The sequence below is a fragment of the Dictyobacter alpinus genome (assembly GCF_003967575.1).
GTDB classification, from domain to species: domain Bacteria; phylum Chloroflexota; class Ktedonobacteria; order Ktedonobacterales; family Ktedonobacteraceae; genus Dictyobacter; species Dictyobacter alpinus.
The window spans coordinates 3,996,798-4,016,917 of sequence record NZ_BIFT01000001.1 but is presented as its reverse complement, the minus strand read 5'-3'; the positions used below and the strand labels follow the sequence as shown (position 1 = coordinate 4,016,917).

The window sequence follows — 20,120 nt, the reverse complement described above, 5'->3', positions numbered from 1 at the left end:
AAACTTTTCATGCTTTACAGCGTACTTCATAGTGTAGCTATTGAAATAGAATAGATAACTGAAAAAGCTATTTCTTCACACCAACCTAAAACGCTGCACGCAATGCGCTGCATCTATTTCATCGGTAGGAAGGGGTATACCATAGAATGAACGATATTACCGCAGCAATTACAGCTGTTACCGTCTATTCAGATCGAGCGCTGATCACGCGGCAGGGGAAAATATCGCTGGAAGCGGGCGAACATGAGATTCGTGTGAATAACCTGCCGCAATTTTTGCGTGATTCGCTCCGTGCTTCGGGTCGAGGCCCGGCAGGCACACGTATTCTGAATGTGGATATTACGACGGCCTTTTATCCACGCCCACCGGAAGAGGACTTCGCACACCTGCAAAAGGAACTGGAGGACCTTCAGCAGCAGCACAGGTTACTCCAGGCCCGGCAGGAGGCACTACAGGATCGTCGGCAGTGGTTACGCTCACTAGGAGAACAATCCAGAGATTTCGCGCGTGGCCTGGCTCGTGGTCAGATCAAAGCACAGGATTGTGGCGAGTTTTTCAGTTTTATGTCGACACAGGCCACCGAGGATGCCGAGGCCGCGCTCCAACTTGAGACGCAGTTGCAACAATTGCAGTTGGAGATCGACGCCAAACAGCGCGAATATTATCAGCGTCGGGGCGATGATACCGGCACCGATCGCCAGGCCGCAGTGATCCTGGTCGAATTGGCCAGCGCAGGCGAACTTGAAGTAGAGATCTCCTATCTCGTCCGTAATGCCTCATGGTATCCACAATACGATATCCGCGTCCATATGGATGAGCAGGAGAATAAGGGGCAGGTTGAACTGACCTACATCGGCATGGTCCAGCAATCTACCGGAGAAAATTGGGATCAAGTGGAACTGGCCCTCTCGACCGCACGTCCCAGCCAGGCGGCAGTCCTACCAGAGCTACAACCCTGGTACCTGAAAGAATATAATCCACCGCCACCACGCCCTCTGGCGGTCCCAGGGGCCGCGCCAATGTTTGCCAGTGCGAGTGCCTCACCAACTATGCATATGCGCGCCAAGTCAACCATCAATAGTGACATGGATCTGCAAAGTCTCGCGGACAGTCCTATGCCAGCACCCATTGAGGCCGAGGTTGCCACCGCGACCGTTGAGCGCAGCGGCACCGCCCTGGTCTTCCGCGTTGGGCGTTCGATCGATATTCCCTCGGACAACTCACCGCACAAGACCACCATTTCGCGCGATGATCTCCCTGGCAACTTTGATTATGTTAGCGCGCCCGCTCTGGAGACCAATGCCCATGTACGGGCCACCGTCACCAATACCACCGAGCGCATCCTCTTGGATGGGCAGGCCAGCATTTTCCTGGATGCTGAATATGTCGGCACCACCAAACTGGCCTTTACGGCGGTCAGAGAGGAATTCAAGATCTTCCTGGGCATCGACGATAGCCTGAAAATCAAGCGCGAGCCTATCGAACGTTCCGTGGATAAAGGCAATCTATTGCAGGGTGATATCCGCCGTAGCACCTATGCGTATAAGATCACCATCCACAACTACGCCACCGGCCCGCGCAAAGTCGTGATCAAAGACCATATTCCGGTCCCGCAACACGAGCGCATCAAAGTAAAAATCCAAAGTATCACTCCCCAGCCGGTTGAACATACCAAGTTAGAACTCTTAACCTGGGAACAGCTCCTACCGGCCAACGGAGAATATACCATCGAGTATCGCTTTATTGTCGAACATCCCCAGAATCTCCGTGTTGTCGGCTTACCCTAGCCGGCACACACGTCCTACATTGGAGAATGCATAGAACGTCTGCTACAATACAGAAAAAAGGGGAGGGAACTTATGCCTTTGTTTGATATTGAGCGGGCGCGTCAGGAGACTCCTGGAAGCCAGCATGTTCTGCACCTGAATAATGCTGGCTCATCTTTGATGCCACAGGTGGTTTTAGAGGCGACTGTAGCTCATTTACAGCTAGAAGCTCAGATCGGTGGCTATGAAGCCGCTGAGCAGCAGCAGGCGGCCTTTGAGCATGCGTATGATGCGGCCGCGGCCTTGATCAATGCTTCTCGCGACGAGATTGCCTTTATCGAGAATGCGACCAGAGCCTGGGATATGGCTTTTTACTCATTGCCTTTTAAAGCCGGAGATCGTATTTTAACCTCGATGTCAGAATATGCTAGCAATTACATTGCCTATTTACAGGTGACCCGTAGGACTGGCGCGGTCGTCGAGGCGATTCCAGATGATGCCTATGGCCAGGTGTCGGTCGAGGCGCTCCGCAATATGCTCGATGAGCGCGTCAAACTTATTTCCATCACCCATGTCCCAACCAGCGGCGGCCTCGTCAATCCAATTGTGGAGATCGGCAAGGTTGCCCGTGCAGCGAACATCCTCTATCTGGTGGATGCCTGTCAGTCCGTGGGCCAGATGCCAATTGATGTAGAGAAGATCGGCTGCGATATGCTCTCAACCACTGGCCGCAAATATCTACGCGGTCCCCGTGGCACCGGATTCCTGTATGTACGCCGCGCACTGCTTGAGCAAACGGAACCAGTCTTTCTGGATCTTCATGCCGCCACCTGGACCTCACGGGATAGCTATGAGATGCGGAAAGATGCACGCCGCTTCGAGACATGGGAAACCAATTACGCCGGCAAGCTCGGACTGGCGAAGGCTATCGACTATGCTATGGATTGGGGCCTGGACACTATCTGGCGCCGCATCAAAGAGCTATCCTATTCCCTGCGCTCCCAACTGAGTCCGCTTCCAGGTGTCATCGTACACGATCGTGGCATTACACAGTGTGGCATTGTGACCTTTACCGTCGATGGGGTTGATCCCGCGGAAATCAAACGGCAACTGGCCGCACAACAGATCAATGTGTCGGTGGCTGTGCGCACCTCTACCCTCTTAGACATGGAGGCACGCGGCCTGCATACGATGGTCCGAGCCTCGATACACTATTACAATACAGTGGAAGAGCTCACACGCTTCAGTGCCGCGATCGCCCAACTGGCAGAATTGTAACCTTCAGGATGCAGAGAAAGAGGAGGACATGCCAATATAGTGGCTGCCCTCCTTCTCGTTTTAGCCCATACGCTCAAAAGGTTTGAAACGAATAAACTTGTCATACAGGCTGGCATCGTCCAAATGCACGCCCTTCATGGTCTGCTGGATCAGGAACTGACTGACCTGATCGGGATCATTTGTTTCCTTGAAAATGGCCATCTGCCGATCGGCTCCGGTTCCCTGTGGATCATCCAGCAGGGAGCGGATATAGGTGATTTCTTTGCGGCTCCCCAGTTCATCTACCATATCATCCACAAAGTCCAGTAATTCACGAATAGAGTCGCGCATAGAGAGGCGCCGACGACCTACAAAATCAGCCACCTCGGCATCCAGCCCATAGCGCATGGCACGCCACTTATTCTCGTCGATCAGGTCCCGCGAGAGCACTGGAACCTCTTTCCCCTGTTCAGCCAGCGTGGAGAGTTTGGCAACCAGGGCCTGACAAAGCGCGGCCAGGGCCAGTGTATCCTCGATAGTGCCAGGCATATCACAGATGCGGAACTCAATCGTATCAAAGAACGGATGCGGCCGAATATCCCACCAGATCTTCTTGCCGTTATCGATACAGCCCATCTCAACTAGATCATTGACATAGCCATCAAAGTGGGCCAGATCTTTAAAGACATCCGGGGTGCCACTGCGTGGAAAACGCTTCCAGACAACTGAACGATAGGACTTAATGCCGGTCATGCGACCATTCCAGAATGGAGAGTTGGATGAGAGTGCCAGAATATGTGGGAGCCAGGTACGCACCTGATTCATAATCTTCACGGCCAGCTCTTTTGATGCTACCGAGACATGCACATGCATACCAAAAATCAGGATTGAGCGGGCCACGTCCTGATATTCCTCTTCCAGACTCTGATAGCGCGCCTCAGGAGTTGGCTTCTGATCATGCCAGGAAGAACTGGGATGGGTACCGGCACTGATCAGGGCGAGATTTTCATTCTCTAAAATACGGGCCAGTAATGAACGCGATGTATAGAGCTCCATGCGGGCCGCGCCAATATCCGCCAGGACAGGCGAAACAAACTCCAGCACCGACTGCAACATCTCTGGCTTAATCTGCTCCTCAAAGATCGGAGCACCTTTATCTAAAATACTCTGTGCCCGTGAGGCCAGTTTCCCTGTACGAGCATCGACGAGCTGGAACTCTTCCTCAATACCAAGCATAAAACGCTGAGCCATATGCTAACAACCTCCCTGGAAATCCAGTTCATAGTTTTACTATTGGTACGCATAGAAAGAAAGTTGCGACTCTTTATCACCAGAATGTTTTACTCTCAAAAGCGCGTATGATAACCAGAAAGACGTAGCACAGGGAAACGGGATTTTTATTTACGCACAGCACATGTTATAATACACCTTGACACCTATACACCGAGGCAATATTTGCTATGCGTTTACAAAGAAAAATCATCGGGTATATTGTCACCGCAGGAATTCTCCAGGGACATAAAGCAACCGCTATTTATCCCCATAGCTAGACGGAGGACAAATGAGCCGATTTCTCGATACACTGGCCCAGCATATTTTAATTTATGACGGCGCCATGGGCACAAATATTCAACTATACCAACTCACCGCCGAGGACTATGGCGGCGAAAAGACCGAAGGCTGTAACGAATACCTGGTCCTGACAAAGCCATCCGTGATCGAAGAAATCCATACGGGCTTTATGGAAGCTGGTTGCGATGTCATTGAGACGGATTCCTTTACCGCCAGCCGCTTGAAACTGGATGAATATGGACTGGGCCATCTGACCCACGAGGTGAATTTCACGGCCGCGCAACTGGCCCGTAAGGTGGCCGATCGCTATAGCACACCAGAGCAGCCACGCTTCGTCGCCGGTTCCGTGGGTCCGACCGGTATGCTCCCATCCTCAGATGATCCATTGCTCAGCGCCATCACCTATCAGCAACTGGTCGCCATCTTCCGCGAACAGGGGGTCTCCCTGCTCAAAGGCGGCATCGATGTCTTCTTGATCGAGACCAGCCAGGATATTCTAGAGGTGCGCGCAACGATCACCGGACTGCGCCAGGCGATGCAGGAGGCTGGCCGTGAGGTGCCCATTCAAGCCCAGGTCTCACTGGACACCAGTGGGCGCATGCTACTGGGTACCGATATCGCCGCCGTGATGACTACGCTGCTTGGACTGCGTGTGGATATCATCGGGATGAACTGCTCCACCGGACCAGAACATATGCGCGAACCGGTGCGCTTCCTGGCCGAAAATTGTCCGTTGCCGATCTCAACGATCCCCAATGCCGGTATCCCAATGAACGTCAATGGGCAAGCGGTCTATCCAATGGAGCCAGAACCAATGGCCCAGGCGCTGCTGGACTTTGTGACCGAGTTTGGTGTGAATATCATTGGTGGCTGTTGTGGGAGTAGCCATGAGCACCTGCGCGCCATCGTCAAGGCCTGTCGCAACGCTCCGCGCCAGCCACGACCAATCGCCGATCATAATATTGTTCAGAAAGACTTCCAGCAGATCACCCCATCCTTCTTATCCAGCGGTATCCGCGCGGTCTCCCTGCAACAAGATCCTGCGCCACTGATCGTGGGTGAGCGTGTCAATGCCACTGGTAGCCGTAAAGCCAAGCAGGCCCTGCTGGCCGATGACTATGATACCCTGCTGGCCATTGGTCGCGAACAGACCGAGGGTGGAGCCCACGTGTTGGATGTACAGGTGGCCCTGACCGAGCGTACCGATGAAGATGTGCAGATGGCCACCCTGGTCAAAAAGCTCTCAATGGGCAACGAAGCGCCGCTGGTCATTGATAGTACTGAAGCCGATGTGATCAAAGCCGCGCTTGAGATCGCGCCTGGCCGTGTCCTGATCAACTCGATTAACATGGAGATGGGTCGGCAGCGTATCGATAGTGTGGTGCCGCTGGCCATCGAGCATGGCTCGGCAGTCATCGCCCTGACCATCGACGAGATCAGTATGGGTAAGACAACCGAGCGTAAAGTCGAGATCGCCCATAAGATCTATGATATCTGCGTCAACGAATATGGACTCTCACCCAACTCACTTGTCTTTGATCCTTTGACCTTCCCCATCACGACCGGCCAGGAGGAATTACAGACGGCCGCGATCGAGACGCTGGAGGCCATCAAGCGCATCAAAGCGGAACTACCCGGTGTGATGACCATTCTGGGCGTCAGTAATGGCTCCTTTGGTCTGAAGCAACATGCGCGCGCAGTCCTCAATAGCGTCTTCCTGTATCATGCCGTAAAAGCAGGCCTGGATATGGCCATCGTCAATCCAACCCATATCACCCCATATGCAGAAATCGATGCCGAGCAGCGCCAGCTTGCGGATGACCTGATCTTTAATCGGCCCGATGCCCTGCCACGCTATATCAATTACTTTGAGAACCATGGCCCACAGAAAAGCGAAGGCAACGACAAGGTTGATCCCACCGAAGGCATGGAGGCCGCCGAGCGTATCCACTGGCAGATCCTGCATCGCCGAAAAGAGGGCATTGAACCACTGATCGATCAGGTGGTAGCCGAGCGGGCCGCCAGTATGGAAGTGCCCAACAATGATGCCGCCGTCAACGTCCTGAATACAGTCCTGCTACCGGCGATGAAAGATGTCGGCGACCGCTTCGGGGCCGGCGAGCTCATCCTCCCCTTTGTACTCCAATCGGCCGAAGTCATGAAACGCTCCGTGGCGCACCTGGAAAATTATCTGGAGAAGCAGGAAGGCTATACTAAAGGCAAAGTGGTCCTGGCCACGGTCTATGGCGATGTCCACGATATCGGCAAAAATCTGGTCAACACCATCCTCAGCAATAATGGCTATACCGTCTATGATCTGGGTAAGCAAGTGCCCCTCAATACGATCCTGGAAAAAGCCGTCGAGGTCAAAGCTGATGTCATTGGTCTGTCTGCCTTACTGGTCAGCACCTCCAAGCAGATGCCCCTCTGCGTCAAAGAGCTGCACAAACGCAACCTCTCCTTCCCCGTCATTATCGGTGGGGCCGCCATCAATCGCTCGTTTGGACGCCGCATCCTCTTTGTGGATGATCAGAAGGCCGACTCGACACCCAATCCTTATGAACCTGGAGTCTTCTATGCGCGCGACGCCTTTGAAGGTCTAGATATCGTCGATAAACTGACCAAATCACCAGAGGAGCATCAAAAAATTGTGCAGCGTATCCAGCAGGAAGCGCTGAGTGAGCGCCAGAAGAAGAACGCCAAACCTGTCGAGATCGCCACACCCAGCGCGGAGGAACTGGCCACCCCATCCAGCAGCGTCACACCCGTGAGCGCCACGCCAGTCCCTCCCTTCTGGGGCGCACGCGTGCTGGAACGGATCGGACTGGAAGATGTGGCGGCCTGTATGGACTACAAGACGCTGTATCGCCTGCACTGGGGTGGAAAGTCACACGGCGAAGAATTCACGCGCCTGGTTGAGCAGGACTTTAAGCCACGCCTGGAGCGCATGCTCCGTGAAGCCCGTCAGCAACGCAGCTTACATCCCAAAGCTGTATATGGCTATTATCCCTGTCAGTCCCGAGGTAACGAATTAATCATCTATGATCCAGCTCTCTATCAGCAGAAAAAAGAGCTACACGAAATCACACGCTTTGTCTATCGCCGCCAGACCGAACATGACCGGCTCTGTATGGCCGATTACTTTGCCTCAGTCGAGAGTGGACTGGTGGATGTACTCCCACTCCAGGTCGTCACCATGGGTCATGAAGCCAGCAACGCCATCCAGGCGCTCCAGGATCAAGGCAACTACTCGGAATCCTACTTCCTGCATGGACTGGCCGTTGAGATGGCCGAGGGACTGGCCGAATATACCAATCGCGTGATACGCCAGGAACTCAAACTGGATGGTGAACGGGGTCGCCGCTATAGCTGGGGCTATCCCGCCATCCCTGATCTGGCCGACCATGAAAAAGTCTTCAAACTCCTCCCTGTGGAGCAAACGATCAACGTGGCACTCACCGAGGGCCATCAGCTCGTCCCTGAACAATCCACAGCCGCCATGGTTGTCCACCATCCACAATCCGTCTACTTCTCCATTCGCGTCCAAAATGAAGAAGCCGTCAGCGTCTAACAACCTCTCATCGCGGTGTAATCGACCCTATCGTCGATTACACCCAGGCCAGCCGAGCGTACATCGCGTGGCGCCGCCAGCCAACATTGCGTACGTCGAGTGGGCGCCACACGCAAGGCCGCACCGCTGGGTTTACGTGGGCGAACGTGCAAGAACGACTCGCAGTGCTGTGGCGCCTACACGAATCACGGTGGATGTTGCTGGGGCTGAACAGGGGCGTTTGGAATGACAAGTTTCCTCTTCAGGGTTCTCGTGCATGATCGCCAATCAAAGCGTTCCCTAGCGACCATGCTTGAAGAAACATGATTGGTGTACCTGCCAAACGTTCCTCAACGACCATGAATTAAGAAACATGATTGGTGTAGGCGCCACAGGCATGTATACCTTTTTAACCTGTTTCGCCTTCGATAATGCTACATGCCGGCCTTGCGTGTGGCGCCCACTTGGCGTACGCTCAGTTCGCTTCACACGTTGTTCCATCCAAGACCGGATCGTCATCCATGATCGTGATCGGATAGAAAATGCTGCTACGTAAAATGCATGCCACCCAATTTTCGCAGGGCTTTTTAATTTTCCTCTTCCTGGCGCCTACGGCGCCGGAGTCTGGTGTGGTGCGTGTTCTGTGGGCGGCTGCGGCCGCCCACAGAACACGCACCACACCAGAAATACTCTGTAGATGATTTGCCTAACAGTTACTCCCGGCTGAAAATTAAAAAGCCCTGCAATTTTCGTAGGTGCCTGTACTCATGTGGGTTTGTGTGCTATACTAGAAGCAAGCCAATCAGGAAATTTTCAGAGTATGTTGGAGTGACTTGTGGACATTAGAATGCACAATTGCACCTGTCTATGCGTTCATAGAGGCAGCATCAAACGGTAGCTCAGCCCTCTGTGAACGTATTGGCGTGTCCTCCAACCAGACTCTATACCTTGCTCCCCCCACACGTCTTCTGTCTGAGCTACAACCTCGTACAAATACAAGCAATATCCATGCCCAGGATACAAGCACAAGCACAAGCAAAGAATATGACTCAGTTAGAGGAGAACTAGCTCATGGCAACTACAGCCAATAAACCAGTCTATCTATATAATACACTGACACGCACAAAAGAACTGTTCAAGCCCCTGCATGCACCTAAAGTAGGTATCTACAGCTGCGGCCCTACAGTCTACAAAGATATTCATATTGGCAATCTACGCACCTTTACGACCACGGACTGGATACGCCGCATGCTGGAGTATAACGGGTATGATGTGTATCTGGTCCGCAATATCACGGATGTGGGTCATCTCCATGAGGATGATGATGCACGCGGCGGAGAAGATAAGCTGGAACATGAGGCCCGCACCACTGGTATCTCGGCCTATGAGATTGCGGCCCGCTATACAAAGCAGTATCTGCAGGATAGCGACGAGATGAATATCCTACCACCACAGATGGTGCCAAAGGCAACTGAGCATATCCCGGAGATGATCGCGATCACCAAAAAGTTGATCGAGAACGGTCTGGCCTATGTGAGTGATGGCAATGTCTATTATGCCGTCAACCAGTTCCCTGGCTATGGTGCGCTTTCCGGCAATACCATCGATAACCTGCGTGCGGGCGGCCATGGCCGTGCCCAGATGGAGGTTGCGGAAGATAAACAGAATCCAGAGGATTTCGCGCTCTGGAAAAACGGCGACCAGTCTCGTCAGATGAACTGGGAGAGTCCCTGGGGCGTTGGCTTTCCTGGCTGGCACATTGAGTGCTCCGCTATGGCGACCAAATACCTGGGCGAGCAATTTGACATCCACACGGGCGGTATCGATCTGGTCTTTCCACACCATGAGGATGAAATCGCGCAGAGCCAGGGTGCGACAGGCAAAAAGCCGGTGCAGTACTGGGTGCATAATGAGTTCCTGGACTTTGGCAATAGCAAGATGTCGCGCTCAGTTGGCAATGTGCTTTTACTGAGCTCCCTGAAAGAACGCGGCATTGAGCCGATGGCCTATCGCTACCTGTTGCTGACGGCCCACTATCGCTCAAAGCTGAATTTCACCGATGAGTCGGTTGCGGGCGCGCAGAATGCCCTGAACAATCTGCGCGCGGATATCGCTGAACTCCCTGTGACTGATGCTCCTACCAGCTGGTCGGCGGAAGCACAACGTACACGGGAGGCGTTCCATGACGCGATCAATAACGACCTGGATCTCCCCATCGCCATCAGCATTACGCGTGAGGCGGCACGCTCACATAAGATCGAGCCAGCCGAGCGCCGCCACCTGATCCTGGATTTCGATCGTGTACTGGGATTACGCCTGGATACGGTCAAACCCAAGGCGCCAGTCACGATCAGCGAAGAGGTACAGGAACTGGTACGCCAACGCGATGCGGCACGTACTGGTCGCAACTGGAAGGAGTCAGACCGGCTACGCGATCTCTTGAAAGATATGGGCTTCGAAGTGCGTGATACGCCAAAAGGAACCCAATTGGTGTAAAATACAGAGGCGGATGGTTTACCAGACAGGTAGCCATCCGCCTTAAGAGTTTATTCGCTGCTACCCAGCACTGCTTTATGGTCCGTTTCCAACGAAGGAGGACACATTTATGGCATCCAGATGGCGTAAGAACCTGACGAAAACCACCGCCGCAACGGGCTTTGTCAGCGGTATGTATTCCCTGCTGACACACCGCAAACTTTCATCCAAACGTGGCACCTTTCAACTGACGGGATTACATGAGCCAGTTGAGATTATCACAGACACGTATGGCGTTCCACATATCTATGCCACCAATGATGATGATCTCTATTTCGCCCAAGGCTATGTACACGCTCAGGATCGCCTGTGGCAGATGGATCTGAACCGCCGCATTGGTTCTGGTCGCCTGTCTGAAATATTGGGGCCTGTGACTCTAGAGATAGATCGCCTGTGTCGCCGCATCGGCATGCACCGCGCCGCCGTCACGGATGCCGCATCCTTACCCGAACCAGACCTGCGCATCCTCAACGCGTATGCGCAAGGGGTCAACAGCTTTATCGATCAGCATAAAAACAAGCTCTCAGTCGAATTCACGATCCTGGGCTATCAGCCCGAAGCCTGGCAACCAGCCGATACCTTACAATGGGGAAAGGTTCAGGGTTGGAGCCTGTGTGGGAACTGGGAAACCGAGCTGATTCGCGCGCGTATCGTCGGCAAGATCGGAGTCGAGCGGGCCGCGAAACTGGAAGCGGGCTATGATCCGCAACATCCACTGATCATCCCTCCAGGTGTCAGCTATCAAGGCATCAATCTGGGCCTGCTAGAGCAATATGAGCAAATTCAGACCCTGAGCGGCTTTAGTATCATGGGTGGCAGCAATAACTGGGTCGTCGATGGCAGCATGACCGAAAATGGTGCGCCCCTGCTCTGCAATGATCCGCACCTGGGTCAGGCCGCTCCCTCTATCTGGTATGAGTGCCATCTGGTCTCAGGTGACATGGACGTCATCGGAGCTACCTTTCCCGGAGCTCCCGGCGTCATCATCGGACATAATCAACATATCGCCTGGGGAGTCACCAACGCAGTCTCAGATGTACAGGATCTCTATGTCGAGAAGTTTAATCCTGACAATCCGCGTCAATATGAATTTCAGGGTCAATGGCTGGAGGCCGAGGTTATCCGTGAGGAGATCCTGGTCAAAGGACAGGAGTTACCGGTCGTGGAAGAGGTGCGCGTGACACGCCATGGTCCAATCATTACGCACCTCCCCGCCATCTCGCAGGCACAAATTACTGAAGGTGAACCAACCGAATTGCCGCTGGCCTTACGCTGGACCAGCCTGGAGGCTGGCACGCTGCTCACCTCTGTTCGCCAGCTTAATCGCGCCTCAGACTGGCAGGAATTCCAGTCTGCATTGCGTAGCTGGGATACGCCCGCGCAAAACTTTGTCTACGCCGACAATGCGGGCAATATCGGCTATACCATGGCCGGCAATATTCCGATCCGCGCCAAAGGTCAGGCCATCGTGCCTGTACCTGGCTGGACCGGCGAATACGAATGGACGGGCCGCATTCCGTTTGAGGAGCTACCCCGCACCTATAATCCTGAGCAGCATTTTCTGGTGACGGCCAACCACCGGGTAGTAAATGATGAGTATCCTTATTATATTACTCATGAGTGGCTGAATGGTTATCGCGCCCAGCGTATTCAAGATCTATTAAAGCAGCAGAAAAAATTGACCGTCGCAGACATGGCCAGTATTCAATACGATCAATATTGCTTGCCCGCTACTGAAATCGTGCCCTACATGCTCCAGATAACGCCGACAAGCGGCATCGCACGCGCGGCACAGGAGATCTTGCAGACCTGGGATTATCAGTTGCGGCCCGACAGTATCGGCGCCAGCCTCTACACGACCTTTGTGCGCAAGCTGGAACGGATTGTACTGGATGCCATCCTGGGAGATGACGAAGTACTCCTACAACACTACCTGGGACAGAGCCTCAGCGCGATGGGAACCCTGAATGGCTACGCTGGCCGCACCCGGCCATTACTGATCCGTTTGCTGCGTGAGCAGCAGGATAGCTGGTTCGCCAACTCGATACTGCCCAATGGACCAACCAGCTGGCAAATCGCGCTGGAGCGTGCATTTGAGGGCACTTTGGAGGAGCTCAAAGTGCAACTGGGCGGCAACATCCTGCGCTGGCGCTATGGGGCCATCCATAGTATGAAATATGCCCACCCGTTAGGAACGGTCAAAGCGCTAGAGTCCTTCTTCAATCGCGGCCCCTTCCCGGTCGGTGGCGATGGCGATACCATCAACGTCGGCTCAGCCAATTCAGCCACACCAGAAAACGTACTGGTCGTTCCCTCCTATCGCCAGATCATCGATCTCCATGATTTTTCAGCCAGCCGCTCAATCCATGCACCTGGACAATCGGGGCATCCAGCCAGTAAACACTACGATGACTTTATCGAACTCTGGCGCAACGGTGAGACGCATCCCATGCTTTATAAACAGGAAGAAATCGAAAAACACCGCGAGGAAAAGATGCGCCTAGAACCAAAAAATCTGTAAGGAAATCCCTAAACAAACTTTACAAATCCGTGATGGTTTCTTGAATTATTGCGTTTATACTAGGGACATGTGAGTAGCAAGAGTGAGTCACAGGCTCTGCATCACTTGATGAGAGGCTTGTTCGCATGTGCAAGCCTCACCCTTTTCATGGAATCCCTTTCTTTACAACCCATATACCCTTACCCTTCTTTCAGTTCCATGGTGTGGCGATTTCTGGTTACCTGTCCTTTCCCACCAGAGCGGTCATCCAGGCTTTAGCCTGATCAGATGTACCGCTCTGGTTATTTTAACCTACGTTACACACTTTTTTCGTCACAACCGCTATACTAGAAGAGATAGGTCTGATCATTGTCGCTAGCTCCGCTCTTTCGACTCTTTAAGTGTTATCAGCAGTACTTAGTAGTGTGCCAGCCATCATGTCATATGAAAGCGGGGATGCAAGGGGCGGCGAGCCCCTTAACTGGGGGTTCGGGGGCTGTGCCCCCGGCAACGCTCCCCCTCCCGCCCGCGTAGCGGGCGCACAACCCATCAAACGAATTTTGATAAAGTACCCATCATACCAGTAAACCCCTTTTTTTCCCTTGACAAGTACATAGCGTTTAGCTATACTCTATATAGCAAATAGCTATGAGGTTGCCATGAATCTAGCGGAGAAGATTAAACATTTACGTACAATTGAAGGTGATATCAGAGGATTCAATCGCCCGATGACCCAGATGGAAGTTGTAAAAATGATGCACCAGGAGCTCGGGGAAAGTATCAGTCAGGCCTATCTTTCGCAACTCGAGAGTGCAAAAAGATTGCATCTGACCGCCTCAAGCCGAGATTTACTGTCACGTTTCTTTAAAGTTCATCCCGGGTATCTGGTCAACGATCCGCCGGATTATAGTACCGACCTGACCACAGAAGTCGGACAAGATACTGACAGGCTGGCTACCTGGCTGCTAGCCAGTGCGGCCGAATGGCGCAAAGAGCCAGTCTTGAGCGAACTTTTGCACCTGCTTGCCGAAGTTGAGGAACCACGACGCTATCTGGCGGTATTTCGTACCTTTATGGAATTATCTATTGAAGAACTTGAAGCAATTATCGATGCCCTCGATATGCATGAAGAAGTTGAATGAGGCATTGTATTTTGAGCCCAATGTATCGTCTATTATATATATGGTTATGCATGAAGTGGTTCAAGGCAATTTAAAGACAGAAAAAGAACATGTAGGGGAAGTAAGGATTAAGAAGCACCTCAAACGACGAATCATAGTGTAAAAGAGAAGGAAAGCAGAACGATGTTTCGGGAGCCGTATCACTTGTCTGGCCAGTCTCGCCTGATTGAACACAGGCAACGACGTCATCCAGTGCTGCAACGTCATCCAGTCCTTGTTTCATTATCACTGCTCATCAGTGCCTGCTTACTGGCTATGGTCGGTGAGTTTTCCAATACCCTATTTCCTTTCCTGACATTTATCGGAGCGTCACTGGCACTACCCTGCCTGTTACTGGCATGTGTGCTGGGGACATGCGGTATACTCACCAGTATTATCAACATTATTGAGCATGTTGAGCAACGAGGAGTATACATCATAGTATGTCCAAAGCTAAAGGAGCATATCTATGATCGCCACTGATCAGCTTTCCCTATTGTTTATTGGTTGTTTTCTCCTTGGAATGCTCTACCTGATCATCACAGCACTCTTTGGCAATCTTGGCCATCATGGTGGTGATGGAGGCCATCATATCCACCACATCCATGTTGATGGTCACCATAGCGGTGGGCAGCATCATGGCAATAATAGTGACGGTGATGACGGTGAGTTTTCCATTCTCAGTATTCTGAATCCAACCAGCATCGTTCTGTTTCTGATTGGATTTGGTTTCTTTGGTTATGCCTTACACACCACCACTTCTTTTACGATACCCATCATCTTAGGTCTGGCATGTATTATCGGACTTGTGGTAGCGGCACTCATGCTTTCCCTGTTTTCGCGCATGTTTGGCAACAGCGAAGCAGCGACGATACAGGATATCTCGGATCGCACTGGCTTGCTGGGTAAGGTCAGCACAACCATTCAAAAAGACAGCCTGGGTGAGATTTTGTATGTCTCTCCCGGTGGTATGCGGAAAAGTATTCCCGCTCGCAGCATCGATGGTCGTCGCTTAGAACGCGATCAAGAGGTTGTTGTCGTCAATTATCAGCGTGGGATCGCCGAGGTTGATACCTGGGATCATTTTGTCAACCAGGAAGAGTCCGCCAGCGTTTCTACCGCCGAGACCGATGATATGGCCACATTACGAGCTCTACTTGAAGAACCCAATAAAAATGAATCTGAAATTATTATGCGCAATGATTCAAAAAAGGAGTAATCCATTATGCCTATCTTGTTTCTGGTTGGCATAGGTGTTGCCGCTGTCCTCATTATTGTAACCATCTTTGTACGTATATGGGGCACTCTCTTACGCAAAGTGGGTCCTAACCAGGCATTGATTGTCTATGGTCAGGGTGGTACCCATGTGATTACCGGTGGCGCCAAGCTGGTCATCCCCTTGTTTAATCGTGCCCAGGAATTCTCACTGGAATTAATGTCCTTCGATGTCGCCCCACGCCAGGCACTCTATACAACCCAGGGTGTGGCCGTCAATGTCGAGGCAGTTACTCAGATCAAAGTACGTTCGGATGACGAAAGCATTCGTACAGCCGCCGAACAATTTCTGAGTAAGAGCCAGGAAGATCGTGAGAACCTGATCCGTCTGGTCATGGAAGGTCACTTACGTGGTATTGTTGGTCAGCTAACCGTTGAGGATCTGGTGAAAGATCCTGAAAGCGTTGGCGGCAAGATGCTCCGGACCGTCACACCGGATATGCAGAAGATGGGACTGGAAGTTATCTCCTTTACCATTAAAGATGTTCGTGACGAGAACGACTATATCGTCAATATGGGTCGTCCACAGATCGCCCAGATTCGTAAACAGGCTGATATCGCCGCCGCACTGGCCCAGCGAGACACCCAGATTGAGCAGGCCAATGCTTCACGTCAGGCTGCGGTTGCCCGCGCACTGGCCGATCAAGAGCGTGTAAAAGCCGAAGCAGAATCCATGGCTCTGCAGGCGGAATCCCAGCGTAACCTGTCATTGAAAAAGGCTTCATTTGATGCCGAGGTCAAGAAACAGCAGGCGTCTGCCGATAAAGCGTATGATATCCAATCAAATATGACTCAGCAGCAAGTCGTTGCCGAAGCTGTACGTGTTACAGAGGTAGAGAAAAACGCGCAGATCAAAGTGCAGCAGGCTGAAATTCAACGCCGTGAGTTGGAACTGCAGGCCACAATCCAGAAGGCCGCCGAAGCTGAGCGCCGCCGTATCGAAACGGTCGCTGAAGCCGAGCGCCTGCGCATGATCCTGGAAGCTCAAGGTCAGGCAGATGCCTCCAAGACACGTGGTATCGGTGAAGCAGATGCGAACCGTGCTCGTGGTCTGGCTGAATCTGAAGTCATTCGTGCCCGTGGTCTGGCGGAAGCCGAAGTTATCCGCGCCAAAGGTGAAGCTGAAGCGGATGCCATGAAAGTGAAAGCCGCTGCCTTCCATGAATACAACCAGGCTGCCGTACTGGATAAATTGCTGACAGGTATGCCAGAGATCGTCCGTGCGATTGCCGAGCCATTAAGCAAAGTCGACAAGGTCACCATTGTCTCCACAGGCGGCGATGGCAACCACAACGGCGTAGGCGCCAGTCGTCTTACCGGAGATGTCATGAACATGGTCGCCCAGGTTCCTGCACTCTTCGAACTACTCAGTGGCACACGCATTGGGGACTTGATGAGCAATGTACCCGCATTGAACAGCAATCCGGAAGTAAAGCCGAAAACCAATCAAGATGGTGCCCGTGTCAATGGTACCGCCTCGGTTGAGTCGACCTCAGGTAAAATCTAGTATCAATAGGGAGTAGGTCTGTTTCTACAAACCTACTCCCTATCATCGTCGTTCTACGTATGAATAAGTAATCAGACAAACAAACAGTAGATACGACTACACAAATGCAATAAAACGGAGATCGCCCATGAATTTGTTTGAACGTGCACTCACTTTGCTGCGGGCAAACCTCGATACGGTCGCGGAGAAGGCCGAGGATCCCGAAAAGGCCTTGCGGCAACTGCAACTGGATATGCGTAATCAGCTGGTCCAGGTTAAGACAGAGGTTGCCAAGGCCATTGCAGAGGGGCATGTTCTGCAAAAACGCATCCAGGCCCGCAAAACGGAGACAGATAGCTGGCTGAAGAAAGCTGAAATGGCGGTACAACAAAACAATGATGCGGCCGCTCGTAAGGCGCTTACACAGTATAATGAGGGTCAGAAGGTTGTCCAGCGCTATCAAAAGCAGAAACAAGAGCAGGAACAACTGGTGTCGACAATGCGCAATCTCTTGCATAAGTTAGAGGCCAAAATAGCTGAGGTTGATACCACGATAGAACTCCTGGCGACCCGCAAGCGCAACGCCATCATTCAGCAACGTGTCTATGAAGCCTTACAAAAAACCAGCGCCGCCGGAGCCAATAGCGCGCATACCAATGCCAGCGAGACGCTTCTGGACGCCGAAGCACGAGCCCAGGCACTGGCAGACCTGAATCGACGCACGCTTGCCAATCAGCTTGATGCATTAAGTGCCGAACAAACGGTTGAAAATCAACTCAATACCATCAAATATCAGCAACAAGAACGCGCAAATTCAAAAGAGCGCACCCCCAAAACGGGTCCACTGCATTCTGCATCATCCTCGGAAGAAACGACAACGCGCAGGCGTATCAAGATTAATCCCAGAAATACCAGCAAAGCTGAAGATACAAGTACAGAAAAAGATCTGGATCTGGAATATCTTAAAAAGTTGCTCGAAGCATCGCAAAACCCTGAATAAAGGGGGACCACCCCAATTACGCTAGTTGGGGAACAAGAATGCAAAGAGTATAATAATTGCCAGCGCGATAAAGATACCAATAATGAAAGAGTAGCCCTTATTTGGGGCTTCTTCTTTTTTTGTTTCCAGCTGCTTCTCGTTCATGATTTTTATTTCTCCTTTTTAATCTTAGCGTAACGCAAGATGAATGGTTTCTGCAACATTGGCCATGATCTCTGAGCACTCGGTAGCATCGGCTTCGCGCGTTGTGATCAAAATTTGAAAGTTTTTCTTGTCGCTTCCGATCATACGCATAAATATCTGTCTTCCCCCGCTATTAATCACAGTATCTTCATAATCACCCCATGATTGCTCTGCAGAGACTGCTTGCAGGATGCTTTTCTGGATAATGCTGAAGTAGCGACATAATTTTGAGATATCTGTATCATCAATCGCAACCTGCGCAATCGGTTGTCCGTCAAGAGTTACGACGGCGGCCGCAATAAAACCAGATACTGAATATCCTAGCGTTTGCAGGGCCGAGACCAGGGAGGCATAATTGCGGCGCGCAGCCTGTTGGGCGCGCATAACACCAGTCGATAACTGTGGATTACTACTATCCACGGTTTGCTCGGTTGGAGTTGTCCCGCTAAGAGTAGTCTGCCCTGGCGTCAGCGGAGCAGCATCGAGGGGCCCTGATAGTTGCGTGGTTCTCTTCCTATCAGTCTGTCCATCGGCCGGGGCTGGCTCTCCCCAATCCTGGCCAGAAGGCTGGCGTAGTCCGCTCTGCTGCAACTGAGAATTGGACGGGCTGCTTGCCCGTTCGGGAGCAAGATTATCAGTTGTGGGAAAAGAGACAGGCGCCGTCGGCCACTCACCAGATCTGGCTTTCATATCGGGTGTGGCCGGAATAGTATGTCCACCTGTCTGTTGGGATACAGTTGGAGATTTAGGGATGGCACGCTGCGCTGAGGTTGGCTGATCGGTGAGCCAACCAGGAAGATCCGCCGGTGGAGCCGGCGCTGGATCAGGTGCATCTTGCAAAGGCTGACCAGGATTCCCCATTTTGCGCAATAAGTTCATCAACTCATGCCCATTCATCGCCACAGTTGGAGCAAGGGACGGAGAGCTATCCTGTTCAACTGGCTCAGCGGTCTCTGCACGAGGCATGTGACCGGTACGTTCCCACCACTCTTTTTCCGCCTGATCATCGTTAAACTCGGTCAACACATCATCCAGGTGATCCTCTGTAGTCTGGGTATCACCAGCAAACACAAATGGGGTATCATCTATTTCATTGAAGGAAGAGGCAGGTAAGGCATGGACGGGCTCGATCTCACCGCTGAGTTGCTGCTGATTGGCATATTTTGTACGGTATTGGAGCGCCTGAAAAATCAAGCGCGAAAGCGGCTGCGTCACATTTGAAGCCACCTGATCGCTCCAGGGCTGCTGGATAACGGTCCCGTTTTTATGGGCAGCCAGAGCAAAAAAAGCTTCTTCTCCACGCAACACACCATATTCGGCCCAGCTCAGATCACCATTTTGAAAGCGCAGGATGCCGCGCTCTTCCAAACCAGTATTGACCAGGAGTGTAATACTTTTGCGACTCATGGTAATAATCTGAATCACATCCAGCAAATCGAATGAGTCCAGGCTAGCAGAAAACCCCGTTTGTTGCAAAAGACGCCGCAGCTCTTCTTTTAACGAACGGATATCTAATGGCTTCTCTAAATAGCTAACCGCTCCACTCTCTAATGCTTGTATCCGTAATGGTTCAGAGTTCGCTTCACCAAGCATAATCATACGTATGCCCGGTCGATATGCACGTAGCCATTGAAGCAATTCAAAGCTATCAGTGCCAGGCGTTTTCACATCGCAAATGAGCACATCACACTCTTCTGTCCAGAGAACACGCACGGCATCCGCCCCACTCAGAACTCCTTGTACAATATAGCCATCTTTGTGCAGAGAGTTGACCAGATTCTGGTTGAGAGTGTCATCGCTCGCAACCACAATAACGCGCCAAACATCAGACATTAT

The 20,120-nt window shown here is 52.1% G+C and carries 13 protein-coding genes; 10 read left to right on the top strand and 3 right to left on the bottom strand.

Going from position 1 to position 20,120, the window contains the following annotated elements; all coding sequences use genetic code 11:
- Positions 1-146 precede the first annotated feature (146 nt).
- The gene (locus tag EL633_RS15830) at positions 147-1,787 is read left to right on the top strand and encodes a mucoidy inhibitor MuiA family protein (RefSeq protein WP_126628108.1); all 1,641 of its coding nucleotides are present in this window, start codon (positions 147-149) and stop codon (positions 1,785-1,787) included.
- A gap of 72 nt (positions 1,788-1,859) precedes the next feature.
- Positions 1,860-3,044, top strand: coding sequence for an aminotransferase class V-fold PLP-dependent enzyme (locus EL633_RS15825; protein ID WP_126628107.1), 1,185 nt, complete (start codon positions 1,860-1,862; stop codon positions 3,042-3,044).
- 60 nt (positions 3,045-3,104) lie between these two features.
- On the opposite strand, the gene EL633_RS15820 is transcribed toward EL633_RS15825, so the two are convergent.
- Positions 3,105-4,274, bottom strand: a complete 1,170-nt coding sequence (locus EL633_RS15820) for a carboxylate-amine ligase (protein ID WP_126628106.1) — start codon at positions 4,272-4,274, stop codon at positions 3,105-3,107.
- 310 nt (positions 4,275-4,584) lie between these two features.
- On the opposite strand from EL633_RS15820, the gene metH reads away from it, so the two are divergent.
- The 8 genes from metH to EL633_RS15780 all read left to right on the top strand — a co-directional run bounded on the left by metH (position 4,585) and on the right by EL633_RS15780 (position 18,101).
- Positions 4,585-8,166, top strand: a complete 3,582-nt coding sequence (gene metH / locus EL633_RS15815; protein WP_126628105.1) for a methionine synthase — start codon at positions 4,585-4,587, stop codon at positions 8,164-8,166.
- 1,050 nt (positions 8,167-9,216) lie between these two features.
- The gene (gene cysS, locus EL633_RS15810) at positions 9,217-10,641 is read left to right on the top strand and encodes a cysteine--tRNA ligase (RefSeq protein WP_126628104.1); all 1,425 of its coding nucleotides are present in this window, start codon (positions 9,217-9,219) and stop codon (positions 10,639-10,641) included.
- Between the two features lie 109 nt (positions 10,642-10,750).
- Positions 10,751-13,201, top strand: coding sequence for a penicillin acylase family protein (locus EL633_RS15805; protein ID WP_126628103.1), 2,451 nt, complete (start codon positions 10,751-10,753; stop codon positions 13,199-13,201).
- 707 nt (positions 13,202-13,908) lie between these two features.
- Positions 13,909-14,322: a transcriptional regulator gene (locus tag EL633_RS15800; RefSeq protein WP_126628102.1), complete on the top strand. Its 414-nt coding sequence runs from the start codon at positions 13,909-13,911 to the stop codon at positions 14,320-14,322.
- A gap of 162 nt (positions 14,323-14,484) precedes the next feature.
- Positions 14,485-14,823 carry a hypothetical protein gene (locus EL633_RS15795; protein ID WP_126628101.1) on the top strand — a complete coding sequence of 113 codons (339 nt, stop codon included), beginning with the start codon at positions 14,485-14,487 and terminating at the stop codon, positions 14,821-14,823.
- Positions 14,810-15,559, top strand: coding sequence for an NfeD family membrane protein (locus EL633_RS15790; protein ID WP_126628100.1), 750 nt, complete (start codon positions 14,810-14,812; stop codon positions 15,557-15,559). Before EL633_RS15795 ends, EL633_RS15790 begins: the two co-directional genes overlap by 14 nt.
- A gap of 6 nt (positions 15,560-15,565) precedes the next feature.
- A complete protein-coding gene (locus EL633_RS15785) occupies positions 15,566-17,122 on the top strand; it encodes a flotillin family protein (RefSeq protein WP_126628099.1) in 1,557 nt (518 codons plus the stop codon).
- A 127-nt stretch (positions 17,123-17,249) separates the two neighbouring features.
- Positions 17,250-18,101: a PspA/IM30 family protein gene (locus EL633_RS15780; protein WP_126628098.1), complete on the top strand. Its 852-nt coding sequence runs from the start codon at positions 17,250-17,252 to the stop codon at positions 18,099-18,101.
- Between the two features lie 21 nt (positions 18,102-18,122).
- Here the strand turns inward: EL633_RS15780 and EL633_RS37845 are convergent, their stop codons facing one another.
- Positions 18,123-18,245: a hypothetical protein gene (locus EL633_RS37845; protein WP_281275885.1), complete on the bottom strand. Its 123-nt coding sequence runs from the start codon at positions 18,243-18,245 to the stop codon at positions 18,123-18,125.
- Between the two features lie 24 nt (positions 18,246-18,269).
- Entirely contained in the window at positions 18,270-20,117 is a 1,848-nt protein-coding gene (locus tag EL633_RS15775; protein ID WP_126628097.1) for a response regulator, read from the bottom strand.
- Between the last annotated feature and the right edge of the window lie 3 nt (positions 20,118-20,120).